We start from the raw sequence: 20,227 nt of genomic DNA, 5'->3' as shown, positions 1-20,227 counted from the left end.
TGCCTCAGCTTTTAAGAAGCAACTATTTTCTAAAATGATTAAATCAGCTAAATCCTTTTTTTTAACATTTCGTATTTGTACCATTCTTTTTTCCTCCAAGATTGAACAATAATACTAGATTCAATCCATTTTACCGTTAGATTTTACTCGGTGGCAAGCGTTCTTCCTTTTGTTTTTAACGGTCATCTGAACTTTATAATGTTATTTTAAGATTCTTTTAACCTGCTAAACTAGTTTATCAGGCGCGTACCCATTCCCGTCCAATAAATCCTTTAACGTCGTTTGATCCAATAGCTTCGCCACTGTATCCCGAACAAGCGCCCATAAAGGTTTTAAATGACACCCCTCCTCAAGGGGGCAGCTCTCATAGGAGGTAATACTTACACAACCCATTGGAGCCAAGGGGCCTTCTAAATTACGAATCACTTCACCAATGATAATTTCACTAGGAGCTTTACTCAGCTTATATCCCCCGTTCACCCCTCGTTTGCTTTGAACGTAACCATTTCTCTTCAACTGAAGCAGAAGTTGTTCTAAGTAATTCATCGGCACTAAAGTCTGTTCTGATATATCCCCAATGGAAGTTAGGTCATGTTCATTTTTCCCCAAACAAATCAGTGCCCTTAAGGCATATTCTCCGCGACTAGAAATTTTCATTTTACCTCTCTCCTTCTATATCTAGGCAATTACCCATTTTTACTATTAAAAAGAACCCAAAATTTTGTCCGTTCATATCGTAAGTTAGAAACTTGATTGGATTAGTCGACAATTACAATTGTCTTATTATTCTTCTTAACTAGTCTATTCAGGAAATATATAAAAAGGAGAGCTTTTTTATGAGGAGGTTAGTCGTACTTGCCCTAATTGGGTTAGCCGCGCAGTTAGTAGATGGATCTCTCGGGATGGCCTATGGAGTTACGTCCACTTCTTTATTGCTTATGTTTGGAATTGCCCCAGCTGTTGCTTCAGCCTCAGTCCACATGGCAGAGGTGGTAACAACGGCAGCATCAGGTGTATCTCACATTCGATTTGGAAACGTAGATAAAAGCGTTGTCTACAAATTAATAATCCCTGGCTCAATCGGAGCCTTTATCGGTGCTTGTTTTCTGGGCAGTATCCCAGGGGATATTATAAAGCCTTATGTTTCCATTTTTCTATTTATGTTAGGTGTTTATGTGATTTATCGGTTTTTGTTTAAATTTAATCCAACCAATAAATTGTCGGGGAAAAAATTAGGAAAAAAACAATTGATTCCTTTAGGCTTTATCGCTGGATTTTTTGATGCCACAGGCGGAGGGGGCTGGGGACCTATTGCCACACCGGTCTTGTTAACCAGCAGCGAAATGGAGCCAAGAAAAGTCATTGGTTCAGTCGATACAAGTGAATTTGCAATTGCGATTTCCTCGACATTAGGGTTCTTATTAACGTTAGGCTGGACTCAAATTAATATTCAATGGGTGATAGCCTTAATGATCGGCGGTATTATCGCAGCTCCTATCGCCGCATTTTTAGTAAAGATTATTCCAACGAATTTGTTAGGAACGCTAGTGGGCGGAATTATTATTATCACTAATATCAGAACGCTTTTAGGAGCCTTACAAGCTTCTCACACAGTAAGCCTAGTCACATACCTATTCCTTACCGTCCTTTGGCTCGCAGCCGTTGTAAATGTAAGTGTAAAAATTAAAAGAAATAGCTATCGTAAACAATTAGCTGAATAAATAAGAAGGCCCATCAGAGTACAAACGCTCATGATGGGTCTTTATTCTCTACATATTTAACCGTCAATGCCTTCCTTTTTTCCTTGAGTGAGTGCCCGGCGGTCAGATGCTTTAGGCGGCTCTTCCAACCAACCTAGCTCAATCATCAAACTCATCCCGTCTTCTGCAAGTCTGATTAATTCGCTCGACAGTCCTATATATTTTTCAGCAAGGTCCCTTCTATTTGTTACACTTAAAGCCGATCCATAGAAGGCAATGGCAATTTGCGTAGATAGCAGGATTTGATACATAACCCATTTATCGGAAAAAGGAGAAACGGTTGAATTTGTCACATAGGATTGCCATGAGATAGGTGAATTCAGTTTTTCTTCCCGAAATATTTGTTCAAAAGTGGCAATGTGCTTATTGGAAATTTCCGCACCTCTTTTGACAAATTGGCGCACCTTTTTAGATTCCACTACTTGACTAAACCCCACCTTAAGGGCAACATGCATATGCATCTTATTCATATTAAAGGTGATATCGCCAATTTCCATGCCTGTAAGTGGACGGCGTTGTCCGAACCAGCCTGTTAAAAAACTTTGATGTTTGACATAATCAACCGATTCAGGTGCAGGCAAAATGGGCGGTCGCGAGTAAATTCCTTTTGTCAGCATCGTATCAATTGTTTTTTCAAATAGATTCATGGTTTCAATATTACATTCGATATAATATTTTCGCAGGTCCGCTCTGATGGAAGTTCCAACAGAAAGGGCATATCCTGTCAGGCCCTGCAATGACATAATATACATATAATAAAGGTAGAAAGGGTCCAAAAACAAACGTGGGGCCTTAATGTTTACATCCTTATCTGAAAACCCCTGTGGAATCGGATAATTTTCACCATTAAAAAACTCCTTGGCTTTTTGGACATGTCGTTCGGAAAACTTTAGAGATAATTCGTAGATCTCAATAATATCTTGGTCTTCTAGATGTTCTAATGCATACTTAATAAAACAAATAGACATAGAATCAAACATATATTGAGTCCAAAGACTTGATATTTCAGATGCAGTAAGTTGAATACGGGTTGGCTCCATAACATTCTTCCTTTACCAGTTATAAGCCTATGCTTACCAATTTCTTACAAAATTATTCGGAAATAATGTTAATAACCAGGTTTACAACGCTCCATAAATGACATTACGCAGTCTAGGCTGAGTATAGGTTTCAAAATTGGGCAATAGCTGATGCATATAAACAGCAGAAAGCTGCTCTTTTGGATCAATCATGACCCAGGTTCCTGCCATTCCCATCCACCCGAATTCCCCAATGGAACTATTGCTTCCCGCAAGGGCCGGGTCCATCATCACCCTTACCCCTAAACCATAGCCATAGCCCTTTAAGTGCTCCCAATTGAACGTAGAGACTTGCTGCGGATGAAGATGATTCATGCCCATTAATTCGACCGTTTTAGCTCCGAGGATTCGTTCACCGTCGAGTGTCCCACCGTTGGCCAGCATATGAGCAAAGCGACTATAATCATTCAAAGTCGACAACAGACCTCCGCCCCCGCTTTCAAATTGCGTGCCTAGTTGAAATTCTGCGTCCATTTGATTATTTTTCTGCAAAACGCCTGGTTCCTTCCAATTATATAAACTGGATAAACGATTCTTTTTATCTTCAGGAATCTTGAAAAAAGTATTTTCCATTGAAAGCGGTTGAAAAATTTCGTCTCGTAAAAATTGCCCAAAAGATTTTCCTGACACCGCTTCAATGAATGCCCCCAGCACATCGTGACTTAGCCCGTATCGCCATTGTGATCCTGGATCGAAAGCTAACGGAATATCGGCTAAAGCTCTCGATAACGCTCTAACAGAGAAAGTACCCTCTTTTTGTAACGTTTTCATCGCCTTTTTGACTTGTCGTTCTGTTTCAGTCGCTTCACCTTCATACGTTAACCCGGAAGTCATGGTGAACAAGTCTTTGACACGAATTGAATGGGCAGCAGGTGTTACAAAAATTTCTCCATTTTCACCCTCACGATACACTTGAGGGTTTTTAAACTCAGGAAGGTATTCCTCGAGCGGATCCTCTAATAGAAATAATCCTCTTTCATATAGCATTAACGCGGCAGCACAAGTAACTACTTTACTCATCGAATAAATTCGATAAATGGTATCAGGGGTAATCGGTTTCTTTGTTTCGAGATCGGCATAACCGACATAGTCTTCAAAGACTTGTTCATTTTGATGAAAGACAGCACATGCACATCCCACTGGTCCTTTTTCAACAAAACTTCTAAGTAATGGTTGTAAATGAGGGATTGTTTTCAATCAACTTCTCCTTTGCACGCTTTTACTATTATAGTAACTTATTTGTTAGTATATTTATAGATTTATTAATCTAATTTTTTCGAATACAAAAGATTCAACAACTCTATAGGAGGGAAGAAATGACTAATGAGCTCTATGTATAAATCAATTATTTCGCATAAGACGAATCCAATTATGGAAGATGCAATCCACGGAATGAAAAAATGCGGTAATCAATATTCGGAGGAATTAGTTAGAGGTGACCTAGACCCAGTGATCCGCCAGTTAGCAAAAGAAGTGATTGATAACAACCACGGACATGCCGAAGGGCTGAAAGATCATTTAAACACATGAAGAAGGTGTCCCAAATGAATACTTTTAGGTCACCCCCTTTTTATAAGTTTTCCAATTTACTTACCATTTATCTATATTATTCTGATCTTCAATTTTTAAAAAAGAAAACACTTGGCCTTTATACTAAAAAAGCACCTAGTGCTACCATGGCCTTTTTTAATGCTTGTTCATAGGCTTTATCCTTGCCAATGACCATACGAAAATCAGCTTTATCTCGGACCGTTGAGCGTCCTTCCACTTCATAACCATTTTCAAAGATTAACAGACATATAGTTGACTTATCGCTCATGCGATGAAACTTCCTCTCAACAATCATTTCTTCGAGCTTCCTCCGTTTATCATCTTTCAGTTCTGCCATTCTGGAGTAAGGGATTACAACGTGGTCATAAAAATGGTTGTTTTTGCACTTTACGAAAAGCAGTTTTTCGCCAGTCTCCTTTACTTGATTAATCTCTCCACATTTAGGACATATACTTTCAATCACCATTTACGCCATCCCCTTTTTAACTGTGACTATTGTTCCTCATATTTATCAATGCGATTATTTCATATAATATAGTGGACATATAACACATAAATGACAGTTTAATGGAAATTTAATCTTTCTGGATTAAATCTTTTACCATAATTTTCTCCAACAAGAAGAATTTGAAAGAAAAGTTGATTAACTTAAAAAACCCACATTTCTGCAGGTTGATTTAACTTTTAGAAATTGGGATGAAACGGTTCAGTATTCCAATTTAATAAATACACCACTTTATTGGTGCAGGGTGTTTTTTATAGTAATTCAATGAAAAAATATAATTCCTGTTTTTTGTTAATTTTCCCAAAAACTATATGTGGATGTTTTGCTTTAACCCTCTGTTAAGTTAACCTAAAGTCAAATAAGTATGATTTACCTTACAAAAATAGAAGAGAAAACCCAATTTAGATTCTCTCCTCTACCTACCAAAATTACAATGCAAGTACTTCTTCATTTGTTATCATATCAGGAACCGAAGCCTTGTCTTGAAACGAAAGCAATTTCTCTCTGAATCGTACCACCTCACCTACCACAATCATGGCCGGGTTCTGCACGCCTTCTTTTTCAACAATAGCTGTAATAGAACTCAAGGTACCTGTAACCGTTCGCTGTTCTGCCAGTGTCCCCTGCTCAATTACCGCCACAGGTGTATACTCTATTTTCCCATGGCTAATCAGCTGCTGACATATATATGAAAGGTTGCCAATCCCCATATATATTGCAATTGTATCAACGGCCTTTCCCAAACTTTCCCAATCAATGTCAGTAGGTTTTCCTTTGGCGCAATGGCCTGTTACAACTGCAAACGAATTGCCATACTCCCGGTGTGTAATCGGAATCCCTGCATAGGCTGGGGCCGCAATTCCCGCTGTAATACCTGGTACTACTTCAAACGGAAGTCCATGTTTCGCTAAAGCTGCAGCCTCTTCCCCGCCCCTGCCAAACACAAATGGATCTCCACCCTTCAGGCGAACAACTGTTTTTCCTTGGCTCGTAAATTGAACTAACAAATCATTAATGATTTCTTGTTTCATCGTGTGCAGTGTGGGTTGTTTACCACAAAAGATAATCTCACAACTCCGTTTTGCTTCATTAAGCAACTCACGATTGACAAGGCGGTCATAAAGAATGACGTCTGCCATTCGAATACACTTTAATGCCTTTACTGTAATTAATTCCGGGTCACCAGGACCTGCTCCCACAATATAGGCCTTCCCCATTCTTCCGCCTCCTGACGATTATCGACTCGCTGCTGCCTTTGTTGATTTTGTTCTCTATAAATGCCTTTGACTCTACTTTTCTCTGAGTTAAAAACAAGGACAGGTCCGTGAAGAGAGAACTCACTCATCACCTATTAAAATAAATACTTGGTCATCCATAACCTCTACCGGAAAAGATTTCACACAACCTGTATCAGGTGCTTGAACCCTCCCATCTGTCACGCAGATTTTCCAATCATGCATCGGGCAAAAAACAAACTCTCCACTCACAATTCCTTCTGCCAGAACGCCTCCTTTATGAGGGCAGCGATTTTCAATTGCGCGAATGTCTCCATTCTCTAATCGAAAAACGGCAATTTCCGTGTTGCCGATAACAGCTGTTTTTCCTAACTTTCTCGGCATATCTGCTGTACTTCCTATTAAAACGCGTTTAATTGTCTCTTCCATGAACGCCACTCCCCTTTTATTTAACACCTGTTGGAATTTTTACCGTTTCATATAAGTCTCTTAAAAGTGTTTTATTTTCAATGGCTTCCTTCCATGGATCTTGAACAATCGAAAGTGCCTCTTCCATACGGAAGTTCAACATTTTTACCGTTTCAGCATCCGATAGGACTTCCTTAATATGATCAAGTCCAAGGCGGTCTACCCAGGCAGAAGTTCTTTCTAAATAATTGGCCGTTTCACGATAATACTGGAGGTATGCCCCGATCATTTCGACAAGCCCATCATCCGTTTTGAACTTGAATAACAAATCAGCTGCACGAAGATGGGTACCGCCATTTCCGCCTACATACATTTCCCATGCCCCATCAGTGCCAACAACGCCAACGTCTTTAATCCCGCTTTCGGCACAGTTTCTCGGACAAGCGGAGACCGCCATTTTGACTTTATGCGGAGTGTTTAATCCTTCAAATTTCTTTTCCAATCGGATTCCTAAGCCAATCGAATCTTGTGTACCAAAGCGGCAATAACTTTCACCGACACATGTTTTGACAGTACGCAAACCTTTCGCATAAGCAGATCCAGATGGCATATCCAGTTCGGCCCAAATCTTCGGTAAATCATCCTTTTTCACACCAAGTAAATCAATTCGCTGGCCGCCCGTCACTTTTATGGTGCCAACTTGGTATTTATCGGCAACGTCCGCAATTTTTCGCAAGTCCTCAGACGTCGTTACTCCGCCATACATCCTTGGCACAACCGAGTAAGTACCATCTTTTTGGATATTGGCATGGAGCCTTTCATTTACAAAGCGGGCTTCTTTCTCATCCTGATACTCCGTTGGATAAATCATCCCCAGATAGTAATTAAGTGCCGGCTTACACTTGGAACATCCATCTGTTTTCCATCCCAGCACATTCATCACTTCACGGATATGTGTCAATCGCTTTGCATGAATTTCCTCAACTAGTTCATCTCTGGATAAGGTCGTACAGCCACAAATGGCTTCTTTTTCATTCGCCTTAAAATCATCCCCGAGCGTACAAGCTAATAAATCGTTCACTAATGATTTACAACCGCCGCATGAACGGGAAGCATTGGTGCAGCCCTTTACTTGGTCGACCGAAGTAAGACCTTGAGTTCGAATCGCTTCAACAATGGTACCTTTGCTGACACCATTACAGCCGCAAATGATTTCTTCATCTGCCATCTCAGCCACAAGGCTACCTTCTGACGGCTGACTTTTGGAGGTTACTAAATAATCCTCAATACTTGCGCCTATTTTAATAAGACTTAAGAGTTGGTTTCCATCCTTTGTCTCGCCGAACAGGACGGCACCAGCAATTTTCCCATTTTCAATTAGAACTTTTTTATAAACCCCGCTCCAATCATCGTACATTTTATATACTTTTGTGCCCTCATCCTCATTTATTTTTCCTGATGAAAATACATCAACGCCGGACACTTTTAACTGAGTAGAAAGGACGGAACCGTGATAACCGTCATTATCTATTCCACAAATTCGCTTCGCTAACACTTGTGCCTGCTGATATAGGGGTGCCACTAAGCCATAGGCAGTGCCTCGATGTTCAGCACATTCCCCAACTGCATAAATATCAGGAGTATCCGTTTCTAAATAATCATTCACGATAATTCCGCGGTTAACCGATAGTCCGGCTTTTTGAGCTAATTCAATATTGGGTTTAATCCCAACCGCCATGACAACTAAATCGGCTTTAATCTTACTGCCATCTTTAAATTTAATGCCTGTTACATGTTTCTTTCCGAGGATCTCAGCGGTATGTTTTTCTAGCAGAAAATTCATTCCCTGCTTTTCCAGTTCCGTTTGTAAAAGTTTCCCTGCAGTTCGGTCTAATTGTCGTTCCATCAAGTAGTCAAAGATGTGAATGACGTCGACTTCCATCCCTAGATTTAATAATCCACGAGCGGCTTCAAGTCCAAGTAGTCCGCCACCAATAACGGCAGCCTTTTTATATTGTTTCGAATATTCAATCATTTTTTCGCAGTCCTTGATATTTCGGAAGGCCGTCACACCTTCTTTATCTGCCCCAGGTAACGGCAGCATGAACGGATTCGATCCGGTTGCAATGATTAATTTGTCATACGGTTCGATTCTTCCTTTATCAGTCATGACCACTTGTCTTTCCTTATCAATAGATACAACCGTTTCCCCTGTAAAAAGAGTGATTCCGTTGTCCTCATACCACTGATTGTCATTTAATGTGATATCCTTAACGGAAGTACCTCCTTGTAAAACCGTTGATAACTGAATTCGGTTATAGTTTGGATGTGGTTCACTTCCAAAAATCGTTATTTCAAATTCGTCCATTTTAATTTTCAACACTTCTTCAATGGCTCGAACCCCTGCCATACCATTTCCAATAAGTATAAGTTTTTGTTTGATCAAGTGAAATTCCCTCCCTAAACTTTGCATGTGTTTTTTATATCACGATGAAAGTTTTATTAACATAAGTTTGGAAGGTTTTCTATCATGCTATTTTATTGCTTTAAGTTTCTAAAACATCGAAAAGTCCTGTTACTAACGCATTGATAACGATTCCATTTTTATAAAATTTTCATTCTACTAAATCAGGGGAAAACAAAGTAAAAGGAAAAATCTCCACTTTAGGCGGAGATTTTAATACAAATAATAATATTACATTATTTTTAAACCATAAGCCGAAACATTTCAAATAACAAAAAGTTAAAAAACATCCAAGCTCCGCCATAGACATATCCACCCATGATATCACTCGGGAGGACATGGGTTGTTTCAATATTGGCTCCAGCAATACCAATTATTAAGGTGACGCCAATCATCAGAATACTGATAGGAATGTAATTCTTTTTCGAATGACGGACCAATAAGAATATGGTGGTTCCATACAAAACGATTAATAGAGCAGCATTAATATCTGGAAAATTAGCCGAATGGAATTTCCCTACAAACCCTGTTATTTCCAGCTTTAAAAATATTCGCATGATGGTTTCATGAAAGATCCTAACTCCTAAAATCGAAACAATTAGAAGAAGGTATTCTAGGATCCGATTCCTGTCATTTTGCCAGATACGGAAAACAGCTGCAGCGATCATTACTCCTACTGCATAAGGTGATTGAAAAATTAAAAATACCTTGAGCCAGCCCCTATAAACAGTAGTATGAACCAGATATTCAGCCAGATCATTGAACTGTGTAAACTCATCATTTAAATAGTCTTGAGCCAACCCCAGCATAAGAACGATCAACCCAATTAAGGCGATCGTCAGAAAAATGAGAAAAATCTCCGTGTTTCTAATTGTCTTAAGGCGATGCACCAAACTAGATAAAAAGCGAATAAAGAATTCCTTAATGCTATTTTTATAAAATCGGAAAGCGAGAAATCCTACCATCAATATTGCAAAAACAATAATAAAAATAATGAAATACCTTCTTGCCGCTTGGTGAAAAACCTCCCAGCGTGGTCCTAATACTGTTCCTAATGTGATAAAACAGATTCCCCATAAAAACGAACCCAGATAGGCTGGAATAATAAATTTGCGAAATGACATTCGCGAAATCCCAGAAATATACCCGGTGAAATGCCTGATGCCTGGAATGAAATAAGCAAAAATTAATAATTTACTCCCTGACCGTTCGAACCAGGCAGCTGTTTTTTTATACCGTTCGGGACCAAGATGAATATACTTGCCGTATTTTTCAATAAGCCTATATCCTCCTGCTCGTCCAATCCAATAAGTAGCCGTAATCCCGACTCCACCCGATACCAGGACGGTTAGAAGGGCCAAAAGATAATTCATTTTTCCCTGATAGACAAAATAGCCTGCATAGCTCATCAAAAATTCACCTGATATAGGAACGGCCATCAGTTCTAAAAAAATCCCCAAAAATAAGATCAAATAACTGTGTTGTTCAAATATTGTGATTAAATAACTGTGTTGTTCAAATAATGTGATTAAATATGACATTTAAATGCCTCCAAGTTACCAAAAAGGGCTACTAATGTTTTACTTACCCTCCCTTGTTTCTCTTAAACAATGTATCACAGAAAAGGAACATATTTCGGATTTTAAGGGATTATTAATCCATTATTAAGAAAAGGAATATTAGGATGCCCATGAAAATAACTAGTAAAAAAATGGAACCAAAACCCCTAAAATCCGTCAATAAAGATAAGAGGTGATAAAGTGCGAAAATTGCTTAGTGTTTGTCTACTGTTAATGTTGAGCTTAACAGGCTGCCGTTCTCCCCTCCACCAAGACACCGTTATTGACTGGGTGGACTTTGTGAAGTGGAATGGAGTAGAGTATGATGGGATTTTTAACGGGGTATTAGCAGATAAACGTTTTCTTGATAAGAAAATCGGTGAGGTAAAGTTTCAGGTAGCCGATCATGTTTCCGATCCTGAATATAAAACAAAAGATGGTGATGCTGCTTTTCACGAGAAAGGCACACCTATTTATTCAATTAAAGGAGAACCAAATATAATTGCCCTAAAATCTTCAGATTCCATCAATGGGTATAGTGTTTACTATTCCAGAGAAAGCAAAAAATATCGGTGGCTTTTTCAAGATATGCCGGTCGAAAAGGTGAATAAAATTGAAATCTACCAACTCAAGCCAGCAAACACCAAGGGACGCTTAACTGAACTAAACAATTCAGTACAAATATCTCACTTTATTCAGTTCTTTAAGAACAGTAAAGAATCCCCCAACTTCGAGCCGAATACTGAAAAGGGTGATCCCCTTTTTTACCAAGTGGTCTTTTACACAGGTGAAGCAATTGCTTGCTTGCAAAACCTGCAGTATGATGGTTATACCTATTACTGGTTTCCCAATGAAACCGCGATAATATCAAATGATATCCAAGCCTTTTTCCCTAATTAAATTATATTGAAAAAGAAACGGTGAACTATGAAAAAGAAATCAGCAGTAATCGGCTTAATCGTCGTGTTTGTTGTCTTTTTATTATTTGGAACCTATAAATTAATGAATTCCAGAACCATTCAGTTGTTCGGGGGACTAACCTATCAGGTATGCACTAAGCAAAAGGTTGTTGCTTTAACTTTTGATGATGGGCCAACAAAAAATGTAGAAGACATTCTACCCATATTAAAAGCATACAACGCAAAAGCGACCTTTTTTTTAATCGGAAATGAAATCAATAAAAATCCTGCTGAAGCGAAAAGAATCGCTGCTGCGGGACATCAAATTGGAAATCATTCTTATTCTCATAAGCGAATGGTTTTTAAATCCCCTTCTTACATTCAAGTGGAAATTAGAAAAACAGACCAATTAATCCGACAAGCAGGCTTTCAAGGTGAAATTGATTTCCGCCCTCCTAATGGCAAGAAACTTGTAGGATTACCCTACTACTTAAACAAACATAATAGAGACACTATTACTTGGAGTATGGAACCAGACAGTTACTATTCTTCCACAATGGATAAAGTAAATTATGTGGAGAAAAATGTGAAGCCTGGTTCCATTATCTTGCTTCACCCTATGTATGATAAGTCCGGTGAAGAATTAAAAACGATTAAAGGAATTTTACAGTCACTATCAAATAAAGGTTACCAATTTGTTACCGTAAACGAACTTCAGGCAATAAATGAATAGTCGGGCTTGGAATCGAGTTATAATTTCCAAGCCCTTTTTAATAATAAAATACCTTGTTCAATTTCACTTTCAGATAGTCCGCCAAAACCTAATAAGACCATTGGTCGTTTGTTTGAGTTCAAATCCTGGTAATAAACAGAAGATGGATAGACTTTTACTTTTTCCTTTTTTGCTTTTACGATTAATTCTTTTTCTAACATAGCATTTTGAACACTTAATAATATGTGCAGCCCTGAATCATCCCCAATAATTCTGACTTGGTCACCTAAATTTTTCTTAATGGAGCTGATTAATGTCTGTTGTTTTTTACGATAAGCCGTTCGCATTTTATTTAGATGCCTTTCCCAATGCCCCTCTTTCATAAAATTCCATAATGTGTGTTGATGTAAGCGGGACACCGTCTGCTTATAAAGGGAAAAATGATTGTTATACGTTTTAAGTAATGTCATTGGTAACACCATATAGTTAATCCGAATCGAGGGAATCAAGGATTTAGAAAAGGTCCCTAAATAAATAACCTTTCCATTGGGGTCTAACCCTTGCAGGGAGGAAATCGGTTTACCTCTATAACGGAATTCGCCATCATAATCGTCTTCGATTATGTACCCGTCCTTTTCCTCCGCCCATTTTAACAATTCCATTCTTCTTGTAATCGGCATGACCATTCCAATCGGAAATTGATGGGAAGGCGTGACATAGGTTATTTGTGCTTTACTTTCATATAAATGTTTCATGCTTATCCCGTCATCATCCAGTGGGATGGGGATTACGTTCACTCCTTGGTCTTTAAAGGCCTCCCTTGTTCGATGATACCCAGGGTCTTCCATCGAAAAAATGGCATCTCTGCCAATTATCATCGTTAATAATCCAATTAAGTATTGTGTTCCCGCCCCGACGATAATCTGTTCAGGTGAACACTTTACCCCTCTTGATTGAAATAAGTAAGCAGCAATTTGCTCGCGAAGCGGTAACTCTCCTTGGCAATCTCCGTTTAAAAAAAAGGTACTCTGATCTTCATAAAGAGTTTCAATGGTTAACCTTCGCCAAATGGTATATGGAAAATGTTCAAGAGCGATTCGTCCATGGCTAAAGTCGACGAGGTAGGACTCACTTTCCTCTTTGAGAACCTCCGAATTTTTTGATGAGTCAATACTGGGTTTTAAAATCAAATCCGTATTTATTTCATTTGCAAAGATTCCTTTTCGCGGAACGCTGTCCACATACCCTTCTGCCAATAATTGTTGATACGCGGTTTCAACTGTATTTTGACTAATTCCAAGGTGCAGAGAAAGTTTTCGTTTCGATGGCAGCATTTCCCTAGGTTTAATGGTGCCATTTTGGATTTCCTGTTTAAAATAGTTGTAAAGTTGTAGATATAAAGGTTCACTACTTTTGTTCTCTAATACTACGGTAACTTCAAGCATCTGCGTCCTCCTTCCCACAAGAAACTGGCATGGTTAAATATATTATAACTGACACTTTTAGGCATATCAGCAATAAAATATAATTTTTGTATAAAGAATAAAGGGGATGAACGGACACATGGAAACAATCAAATTTCAGGTGAATGCAATGATTTCACCGGAAGAATTATCTGCTATTTTTCGAACATCAGGGCTTAAAAGACCATATGAAGATTTACCTCGTTTAGAAAAAATGATTGAGAAGGCAGACCTTCTTATTACAGCTTGGGAAAATGAAAAACTTGTGGGGGTCGCTCGAGCGATTACCGATTTCAGCTACTGCTGTTATTTATCTGACTTGGCGGTTGATAAGGAGTATCAGAATCAAAGCATTGGCAGGGAATTAGTTAGACTGGTTCAAGAACAAATTGGCGAGGAAGTGACCTTATTGTTATTGGCCTCTCCAACTGCGATGGAATATTATCCTCATATAGGATTTGATAAAGTTACAAATGGATATATCATTCCCCGGAAAGGATAGAATTCTGATAGACAAGAAGAACTCACTGAAGCATTCTAGATGTCGAATCATGAATTCAGCCTGCATAGATCAGCTTCACGCAGGCTTTTTGATTAAAATTTTGACATATCCATATATGTATTCATAATAAAGCCTTTATCTCACATCCACCACGATAAAGGCTTCATTACAACGCTTTATCCTCTTATAACAAGATAATCACCTGACGTCATTTTCACCACATCCGCCTTCAGTGCTTTGGCAATATCCGCCGTCATCGTTTGCTGCTCCTGTTCATCGCCCGCCAACAAGGTTAGCTGTTTTCCTCCTAGGATTCGTTCCTTATTCAAGGTTACAAGTGCGAGGATATCATAATTCACTTTTGTGCCTGCTTCACTTCCCAACGTTATTCCCTCCCCATCATATTGGTCTTCATGACAGCCGGACTTTTCTTGCTGCTTTCAAGCAACGGCGTCTTCTTCACTACCTCAATTAACCCATCAATGTCATTAATAATCGGAACTAACGCAATGACCACCCGTCCATCATTGAAATCTCTACGCGTAAAATGGTACCGCTTAACGCCTAATGTTTTAGTAGCTTCAAAAAGGGCTGCCTGCCGTTGACCAAAATTCTCTAGTGTTACACGTACATGCTCCTTATTCGGATAGATCACCACAGCTCTCCCTTCCTCTTGAAACAACTTGGAAGCATTCTCTGTCCCAAGGAGGTTGGATACATAGATTCCATCTACAAACAGCTCATGATTTTTAACTTCAATTTTCCCTTCTTTTACCTCAGCAATATCTCCAATTGTCTTCCCTTTTGAAAAACGTTTTAAGGCATAAATAAGAATAAAACCAACAATCGAACCAGAAACAATATTAATTAAACTTGATTTGCTGTCTACGAGTTGAATGGTGATGGCCGTACCTAAAGCAACCAATAAGGAAAAATAATTTCTTGATTCAAAGGTTTTGGAAATTCCATCAATATAGGCGTCACCACGGTAGGCAAATTCTGTGTTTTCTAAGTCTTTTAAGCTCTCCCGTTCCGATTTCCTGACATCCCTAAACTGTTGGATGGCCAATGTTAAAAACGTTACAGCAATAAAATTTTTTGTCATTAATGCTGGAATAGCAACCGCGCCTAAAGCTGCCGCCACAAACCCTAAGACTAAATGGATTAAGTAGCCATTCGGATAACTCGGATACTGTCTGAAATCTTCTTTGATTGTGATAATACGCGCCAACGTTCCAATAATGATCGATGTTACAATCAGAACGACCTGATCCCTTTCTAACGGACCACCCATTACACATTCCCCCAATATTCCTTTTTTACTATTGTTAGGAGAAGCATGAAAAAATATAAAAAAAATAAAGAGAATTTTTAAATCACTCCCAGATTTTTCAAAATATAATGTGTAGTTTGACGAGGAATAGCCTTGTTCAAATTTCAGTCAAAACATTTCTAACAAACTGTGAACTTATTACTATAGCCATGTTATTTACTACGGAAAGGTATATATTATAACCATAAAGAACAAAACAAAAAAACGAAGGGCGGAATCATTTATGTTTAACAAATTTTTAAGAGAGAATAAAATTTCAGCAGTCATTCTAACTGTTTTACGCTTATATCTTGGTTATTCTTGGATCACAGCAGGAATTGGAAAATTAACTAGCGGTGGATTTGATGCTTCTGGATTCTTAAAAGGAGCGATCGCTAACCCTGTAAAAGGTCCAGACGGCGCTGTTGTATTTGGCTGGTATGTCGACTTCTTAAAGCACATTGCATTGCCAAACGTTGACATCTTCAACGTGGTGGTACCTGTAGGTGAAACTTTAATTGGCTTAGGCTTAATCTTAGGATGCTTAACAACTACTGCCATGTTCTTCGGACTTGTGATGAACTTCTCTTTCTTCCTAGCAGGAACAGTTTCTCATAACCCTAGAGACATCTTCCTAGGTTTTATCATCTTAACAGCAGGCTACAACGCTGGTAGAATCGGTTTAGACCGCTGGGTGGTTCCATTCTTCAGAAAAATGGCTAAAAAAGATGCTGGTAACGCAAAACATAAAGTCAGCGCGTAACTGACTACATTCAAAAAAAGCAATGCAGACCGTAGCTGCATTGCTTTTTCATTTTCCGCAAATTAAAGAGAACAAAAGCTGTCAATGGCAGCTTTTCAATTTGGTCGACAATATTAATTTTTCACTAGAATTTGTTCTCTTTTCCTTACTTGTTCAAAAAAAGCACCTGTAGCAGTTAGTACAACTAGAAAAACGGGAAAGGAATAGACTAGATGGTACCCTTTCTGCAGTGTTATGATATCTAGCCATGTGAATAGCCACTGAGCACCTACACCAACAAGTGCCCCTGCAACTGTGAATAAAATAAAGGTCTTTTTATTAATGTGCAAGAGCTCATAGAAATAAAAAAAGAAAAACCCAAAAGGTCCAAAGTCTAGATAATAAAAAATATCGAACACTTCATAATGGTTCGAATCATTAATCCTATAGAAATCCAGTAATCCACCGCCGATTGTAAAATCAAATAAAATCCCAATCGTTATACCCCAAAGCAACCCCAGTATTCTAACTTGTCGGTTAACCCTTTTATTCAGTAGAAAATAGGCTATATAGGCAACTACCAAAATGATCAATAAGGATATCTCATTTTTATCAAAAACCTCCCACATTCTCATTAGCTAATCGCCTCACTTTGTTTAAGCTTCTGATAAAATTTTAAGGAATAAACTGCAAAAAGGTGAAGTAGAGCAAAGTAGATAATGTCGTACATAATATTCCAATTCTCCCGATTCGTAACGTCAAAATTTGTTCCCAATTTCACCAAGATTACCTGTATCAAAATGGAACAAATCATAATTAATAAGGATTTTCCGATAGAATTAATACTCTTCATAAGATTAAGCGTTACAACAATAATAAATGGAATTCCGATGCTTCGGTTAATCATAAAAGCTGTATAATCTAACGGTTCCGTTGACAGTTTAACTAGTATTAATTCTGAGGAAATAATCCAGGAGAAATTTATACTAATTATAAGAATCAGTAAAAATACAAATGAGTTCTCAACAAATGTAAGCCTTTTTTTCATAACTGTAAAAATAACCGTGATAAGCCAAGCGACAAAGAAATAAAAGGCAAACCCCATCTACACCAGCTCCAAAATTTTTATTATTATTATTTTCTTATGCTGTAAATATATTCTTTAATTTCTTTTAAAACTAAGCATATATGGGATCAAGGTCAATAATAGAAAAAAGCCTGTACCAAAGGAAACCTTGGAAACAGGCCACTCACGTTCAATTATGAATGCATTTATCGAGAAAGCTAATATGGTATGGTATTTAAGGAAGACACTACTAATGTGTTAATCAAAACCACAATCTTTTATGATAATCATATTCTGAGATATCAATAGTTTCTTCCCGGTCATTGTTCGGAGTACATTTTTCACATGGTTCTTCTGCCTGGTTATGCTCACATTGTTCGATTAAAAGTTCCATTTGCTGTATCCCCTCTCCTATTATTACTACCTATTATAATGGAAGCGGTTACATTTGTCTTGTGGTTTATACTGGAAATCACGCAACTTGCTATTTCCTTTCCTATTAAAAGGTTTGGCAGCCTCTACTCCTTTTGTTAAAATACACATATAAAATGCAAATAAGCAATGGAGTATATCAAAATTGTTGAAAGAGTAATGACTCCTGCCAGAAAATACTGGTGGGAGTTCCTTTATTTTAGGTAGTGAACATTGGAGTGAGGAAAATTGAAATATTTTGTAGTTGGGATCGCCGGAATTATTGGAGCGATTTTACGTTATTTAATCGGCGTTTATTTTAACCAGTGGTGGTTTCATGCCTTTCCATTAGCGACCTTTATGACAAACATGCTTGGCAGTTTTATCTTAGGTTGGCTGACAAATTTCTTACCAAGATTTAAATCACTTCATCCCCATGTCCTCACTGCTTTAGGAACAGGACTAATCGGTTCTTTTACTACTTTTTCTACCTTCAGTGTGGAGACCGTCCATTTGCTTAATTCGGCTAGATGGGGGACAGCTATTTTTTATATTCTTCTTAGTTTATGGGGCGGTCTTTTATTCTCATGGTTCGGCTTTCGATTGGGGATGGAACGAAAAGTAGAGGTGGAAAATTGATGAAGTTGAATATCATTCTGGTGGCTGTCGGAGGTTTTTTCGGAGCCATGTCGCGTTTTGGTCTCAGTAACCTTATTAAGGGCAGGCACCCAACAACCTTTCCCCTTGCTACTTTGATTATTAATTTACTAGGTTCTTTTTTGCTTGGCTTCCTTTTTGGTGCAAATGTCGGTCGTTCTTGGAGCTTGCTCGTAGGTACTGGATTTATGGGGGCTTTTACGACTTTTTCTACCTTTAAGCTGGAAAATGTTCAATTATTCGTTCAGCGAAAATGGAAAGTGCTTGGCCTCTATTTAGCCATTAGTTACACTTTGGGGATTTTCCTTGCATTTATCGGGATGTGGGCAGGGCATTTGTACCAATAAATTGAGAACTAATTGTTTCGCGGAGTTATCTCAAAGTTGCGCGTGATTATCTTTAAAGTTCACGAAATTAATTTAAGTTTAAGCGGGATTTTCTTGAAATCCCGCAGAATACTAAGAAATTCCTCGGAATCCACTAATCCCTTCATCTTATTTAGGAATTAATTTTTTCTTTTTTTAAGCTGAAGTACTCTTCCTCTAATTCTGTTAATGTCCATTCATACAAATGCTTGTTATTTTTCTTATAGACACCCGATTGAATCAATCTTTTTATAAGGTATTGTTTTTTATATTGGCCTACATTATTTAGTAAATTTTCCACTTGAAAGTGACCTCCTGCAAAATACTGGCTGTTTTTTAGGTTAAGAAGATAATGAAAGGGTTAATTTATCCCCTTTGCCATATTACATACTTTTATTTACCCAAAAAGAATATCCTTCACACCTTCAGATGTCGTTTTAAAGAATAAATTCTAAGAATTTGTCGAATGACCGAATCCTCACTGACGTTATAAAAATTTGTTAACTTACCTTAACAAAAGAAAATTGGCTGTTTTTTTGGGAAAACTGGAAACAATATAGATAACTTGTTTTCAGGTTCAGCAAATAATTCATAGAAGTTAAACTGTTCGAGGTGAAGTATGAATTTTACATTTCTTTTGGAAACATTAGGTCTACTTTTTATAAGTACCCTGTTATTGAGGATTGCTGGCAAAAAATCGATGGCTAAAATGTCTAATCTGGAGGTAGTAATCATCTTAGCCATCGGTACCACAATGGGGCACGCCACCATAAAGGAACATAAATTCTGGCAAATTATTCTCATTTTAACTTTTTTTATTCTTTATTTAATTTTTCTTCAATATCTTCAAATAAAATCTAATACAATCCAACGCTATTTAACTGGAAATGCAACGGTGGTTATAAGGAATGGTCAAATTATCGGTGCTAACTTAAAAAAATTACGAATGACAACTCAACAGTTAGAAATGAAACTTCGGCAAAAAGGGATCTCATTTATTTCAAATGTAAATACGGCTACGATTGAGTCGGATGGTGAATTAGGGTATGAACTGATGGAACATGCGCAACCGATTACTCGTGAGGAGCTATTGAAGTTAATAAAAGAAAATCAAAACGAATATTTACAAAATGACCTAAATAAGAAACAGGATAATTTATTTAATAAAGTACCAGGTGTTTAGCTTCGTTTGGGGTAGTAATCAGCGTCTATGCTTGAATAGTAAATGCAGCTACTTATCTTGGAATAATAAGTTATTTTCTTGAGACAATAGGTATGAGAATACGACATAGGAGGGCTATCATTGCCAAAGTCAAATAAACGACAACAAAACCATCAATCAAAACCTAACGGAGAGGCTCAATACTCAACAAATAATGAGCAGGTAAAAGAAATGACGGATGCTCAAAGAGATGGGATTCGCTACGATTACACCGATTCCTCTGATTTTCAATCATAGCAAATCAGAAAAATCATGTTAGATAATCTGACAAGTTCCTTGGATTAGGGAGTCATTCAATCTATAATAAATTTGCCT

The 20,227-nt window shown here is 37.9% G+C and carries 25 protein-coding genes; 10 read left to right on the top strand and 15 right to left on the bottom strand.

The genetic code is table 11. The features are described 5' to 3' along the window. Window positions 1–225: 225 nt before the first annotated feature. The gene (locus V7077_RS25965) at window positions 226–657 is read right to left on the bottom strand and encodes an RrF2 family transcriptional regulator (RefSeq protein ID WP_335507341.1); all 432 of its coding nucleotides are present in this window, start codon (window positions 655–657) and stop codon (window positions 226–228) included. A gap of 179 nt (window positions 658–836) precedes the next feature. On the opposite strand from V7077_RS25965, the gene V7077_RS25960 reads away from it, so the two are divergent. Continuing rightward, window positions 837–1,721 carry a sulfite exporter TauE/SafE family protein gene (locus tag V7077_RS25960; RefSeq protein ID WP_335507339.1) on the top strand — a complete coding sequence of 295 codons (885 nt, stop codon included), beginning with the start codon at window positions 837–839 and terminating at the stop codon, window positions 1,719–1,721. 56 nt (window positions 1,722–1,777) lie between these two features. On the opposite strand, the gene V7077_RS25955 is transcribed toward V7077_RS25960, so the two are convergent. Both V7077_RS25955 and V7077_RS25950 read right to left on the bottom strand, forming a co-directional pair. Beyond that, on the bottom strand, window positions 1,778–2,800 hold the full coding sequence (locus V7077_RS25955) for a DUF3231 family protein (RefSeq protein WP_335507337.1): 1,023 nt from the start codon (window positions 2,798–2,800) through the stop codon (window positions 1,778–1,780). Window positions 2,801–2,881: 81 nt separating this feature from the next. Then, complete coding sequence (locus V7077_RS25950) at window positions 2,882–4,036, bottom strand: serine hydrolase domain-containing protein (protein ID WP_335507335.1); 1,155 nt, start codon at window positions 4,034–4,036, stop codon at window positions 2,882–2,884. 126 nt (window positions 4,037–4,162) lie between these two features. On the opposite strand from V7077_RS25950, the gene V7077_RS25945 reads away from it, so the two are divergent. Then, window positions 4,163–4,369 (top strand): hypothetical protein, encoded by a 207-nt coding sequence (locus tag V7077_RS25945; protein ID WP_335507333.1) that lies wholly within the window; start codon window positions 4,163–4,165, stop codon window positions 4,367–4,369. Between the two features lie 118 nt (window positions 4,370–4,487). Here V7077_RS25945 and V7077_RS25940 read toward each other — a convergent pair whose 3' ends face one another. The 5 genes from V7077_RS25940 to V7077_RS25920 form a co-directional block, all read right to left on the bottom strand. Beyond that, on the bottom strand, window positions 4,488–4,856 hold the full coding sequence (locus tag V7077_RS25940) for a Gp49 family protein (RefSeq protein ID WP_335507331.1): 369 nt from the start codon (window positions 4,854–4,856) through the stop codon (window positions 4,488–4,490). 467 nt (window positions 4,857–5,323) lie between these two features. Next, a complete protein-coding gene (cobA, locus tag V7077_RS25935) occupies window positions 5,324–6,112 on the bottom strand; it encodes a uroporphyrinogen-III C-methyltransferase (RefSeq protein ID WP_335507329.1) in 789 nt (262 codons plus the stop codon). Window positions 6,113–6,232: 120 nt separating this feature from the next. Beyond that, window positions 6,233–6,559 carry a nitrite reductase small subunit NirD gene (gene nirD / locus V7077_RS25930; protein ID WP_335507326.1) on the bottom strand — a complete coding sequence of 109 codons (327 nt, stop codon included), beginning with the start codon at window positions 6,557–6,559 and terminating at the stop codon, window positions 6,233–6,235. 16 nt (window positions 6,560–6,575) lie between these two features. Beyond that, window positions 6,576–8,984 (bottom strand): nitrite reductase large subunit NirB, encoded by a 2,409-nt coding sequence (gene nirB, locus V7077_RS25925; RefSeq protein ID WP_335507324.1) that lies wholly within the window; start codon window positions 8,982–8,984, stop codon window positions 6,576–6,578. A 260-nt stretch (window positions 8,985–9,244) separates the two neighbouring features. After that, window positions 9,245–10,543 (bottom strand): VTT domain-containing protein, encoded by a 1,299-nt coding sequence (locus V7077_RS25920; protein ID WP_335507322.1) that lies wholly within the window; start codon window positions 10,541–10,543, stop codon window positions 9,245–9,247. Between the two features lie 219 nt (window positions 10,544–10,762). Here V7077_RS25920 and V7077_RS25915 point away from each other — a divergent pair, with 219 nt between their 5' ends. Further along, on the top strand, window positions 10,763–11,461 hold the full coding sequence (locus V7077_RS25915) for a hypothetical protein (protein ID WP_335507320.1): 699 nt from the start codon (window positions 10,763–10,765) through the stop codon (window positions 11,459–11,461). Window positions 11,462–11,488: 27 nt separating this feature from the next. After that, on the top strand, window positions 11,489–12,193 hold the full coding sequence (locus V7077_RS25910) for a polysaccharide deacetylase family protein (protein WP_335507318.1): 705 nt from the start codon (window positions 11,489–11,491) through the stop codon (window positions 12,191–12,193). A gap of 17 nt (window positions 12,194–12,210) precedes the next feature. Here the strand turns inward: V7077_RS25910 and V7077_RS25905 are convergent, their stop codons facing one another. Beyond that, entirely contained in the window at window positions 12,211–13,617 is a 1,407-nt protein-coding gene (locus V7077_RS25905) for a PLP-dependent aminotransferase family protein (protein ID WP_335507315.1), read from the bottom strand. 118 nt (window positions 13,618–13,735) lie between these two features. Between V7077_RS25905 and V7077_RS25900 the strand changes: the two genes are divergently transcribed. Beyond that, on the top strand, window positions 13,736–14,137 hold the full coding sequence (locus V7077_RS25900) for a GNAT family N-acetyltransferase (protein ID WP_335507313.1): 402 nt from the start codon (window positions 13,736–13,738) through the stop codon (window positions 14,135–14,137). A 176-nt stretch (window positions 14,138–14,313) separates the two neighbouring features. On the opposite strand, the gene V7077_RS25895 is transcribed toward V7077_RS25900, so the two are convergent. Beyond that, window positions 14,314–14,520: a capping complex subunit for YIEGIA gene (locus tag V7077_RS25895; protein WP_335507311.1), complete on the bottom strand. Its 207-nt coding sequence runs from the start codon at window positions 14,518–14,520 to the stop codon at window positions 14,314–14,316. A gap of 2 nt (window positions 14,521–14,522) precedes the next feature. Next, a complete protein-coding gene (locus V7077_RS25890) occupies window positions 14,523–15,431 on the bottom strand; it encodes a YIEGIA family protein (RefSeq protein ID WP_335507309.1) in 909 nt (302 codons plus the stop codon). Window positions 15,432–15,693: 262 nt separating this feature from the next. Between V7077_RS25890 and V7077_RS25885 the strand changes: the two genes are divergently transcribed. Continuing rightward, complete coding sequence (locus V7077_RS25885; protein ID WP_335507308.1) at window positions 15,694–16,212, top strand: DoxX family protein; 519 nt, start codon at window positions 15,694–15,696, stop codon at window positions 16,210–16,212. A 113-nt stretch (window positions 16,213–16,325) separates the two neighbouring features. Here V7077_RS25885 and V7077_RS25880 read toward each other — a convergent pair whose 3' ends face one another. The 3 genes from V7077_RS25880 to V7077_RS25870 all read right to left on the bottom strand — a co-directional run bounded on the left by V7077_RS25880 (window position 16,326) and on the right by V7077_RS25870 (window position 17,651). Continuing rightward, on the bottom strand, window positions 16,326–16,826 hold the full coding sequence (locus V7077_RS25880) for a hypothetical protein (RefSeq protein ID WP_335507306.1): 501 nt from the start codon (window positions 16,824–16,826) through the stop codon (window positions 16,326–16,328). Beyond that, window positions 16,826–17,296 carry a hypothetical protein gene (locus tag V7077_RS25875; RefSeq protein ID WP_335507304.1) on the bottom strand — a complete coding sequence of 157 codons (471 nt, stop codon included), beginning with the start codon at window positions 17,294–17,296 and terminating at the stop codon, window positions 16,826–16,828. The genes V7077_RS25880 and V7077_RS25875 overlap by 1 nt, the downstream gene beginning before the upstream one ends. Window positions 17,297–17,519: 223 nt before the next feature. Next, window positions 17,520–17,651, bottom strand: a complete 132-nt coding sequence (locus tag V7077_RS25870; protein ID WP_335507300.1) for a hypothetical protein — start codon at window positions 17,649–17,651, stop codon at window positions 17,520–17,522. Between the two features lie 266 nt (window positions 17,652–17,917). On the opposite strand from V7077_RS25870, the gene crcB (V7077_RS25865) reads away from it, so the two are divergent. Together crcB (V7077_RS25865) and crcB (V7077_RS25860) are read left to right on the top strand one after the other, a co-directional pair. Continuing rightward, window positions 17,918–18,307, top strand: coding sequence for a fluoride efflux transporter CrcB (gene crcB / locus V7077_RS25865; RefSeq protein WP_335507298.1), 390 nt, complete (start codon window positions 17,918–17,920; stop codon window positions 18,305–18,307). Beyond that, on the top strand, window positions 18,307–18,672 hold the full coding sequence (crcB, locus tag V7077_RS25860; protein WP_335507296.1) for a fluoride efflux transporter CrcB: 366 nt from the start codon (window positions 18,307–18,309) through the stop codon (window positions 18,670–18,672). Before crcB (V7077_RS25865) ends, crcB (V7077_RS25860) begins: the two co-directional genes overlap by 1 nt. 151 nt (window positions 18,673–18,823) lie before the next feature. On the opposite strand, the gene fbpA is transcribed toward crcB (V7077_RS25860), so the two are convergent. After that, a complete protein-coding gene (fbpA, locus tag V7077_RS25855) occupies window positions 18,824–18,991 on the bottom strand; it encodes a Fur-regulated basic protein FbpA (protein ID WP_335507293.1) in 168 nt (55 codons plus the stop codon). Window positions 18,992–19,309: 318 nt separating this feature from the next. On the opposite strand from fbpA, the gene V7077_RS25850 reads away from it, so the two are divergent. Beyond that, on the top strand, window positions 19,310–19,873 hold the full coding sequence (locus tag V7077_RS25850) for a DUF421 domain-containing protein (protein ID WP_335507291.1): 564 nt from the start codon (window positions 19,310–19,312) through the stop codon (window positions 19,871–19,873). A gap of 120 nt (window positions 19,874–19,993) precedes the next feature. Further along, entirely contained in the window at window positions 19,994–20,149 is a 156-nt protein-coding gene (locus V7077_RS25845) for a hypothetical protein (protein ID WP_335507289.1), read from the top strand. The last annotated feature ends 78 nt before the right edge of the window (window positions 20,150–20,227 follow it).

The organism is Neobacillus vireti (assembly GCF_036962465.1).
GTDB lineage: Bacteria > Bacillota > Bacilli > Bacillales > Cytobacillaceae > Neobacillus > Neobacillus vireti_B.
This window is presented reverse-complemented; position numbering and strand designations above follow the sequence as displayed.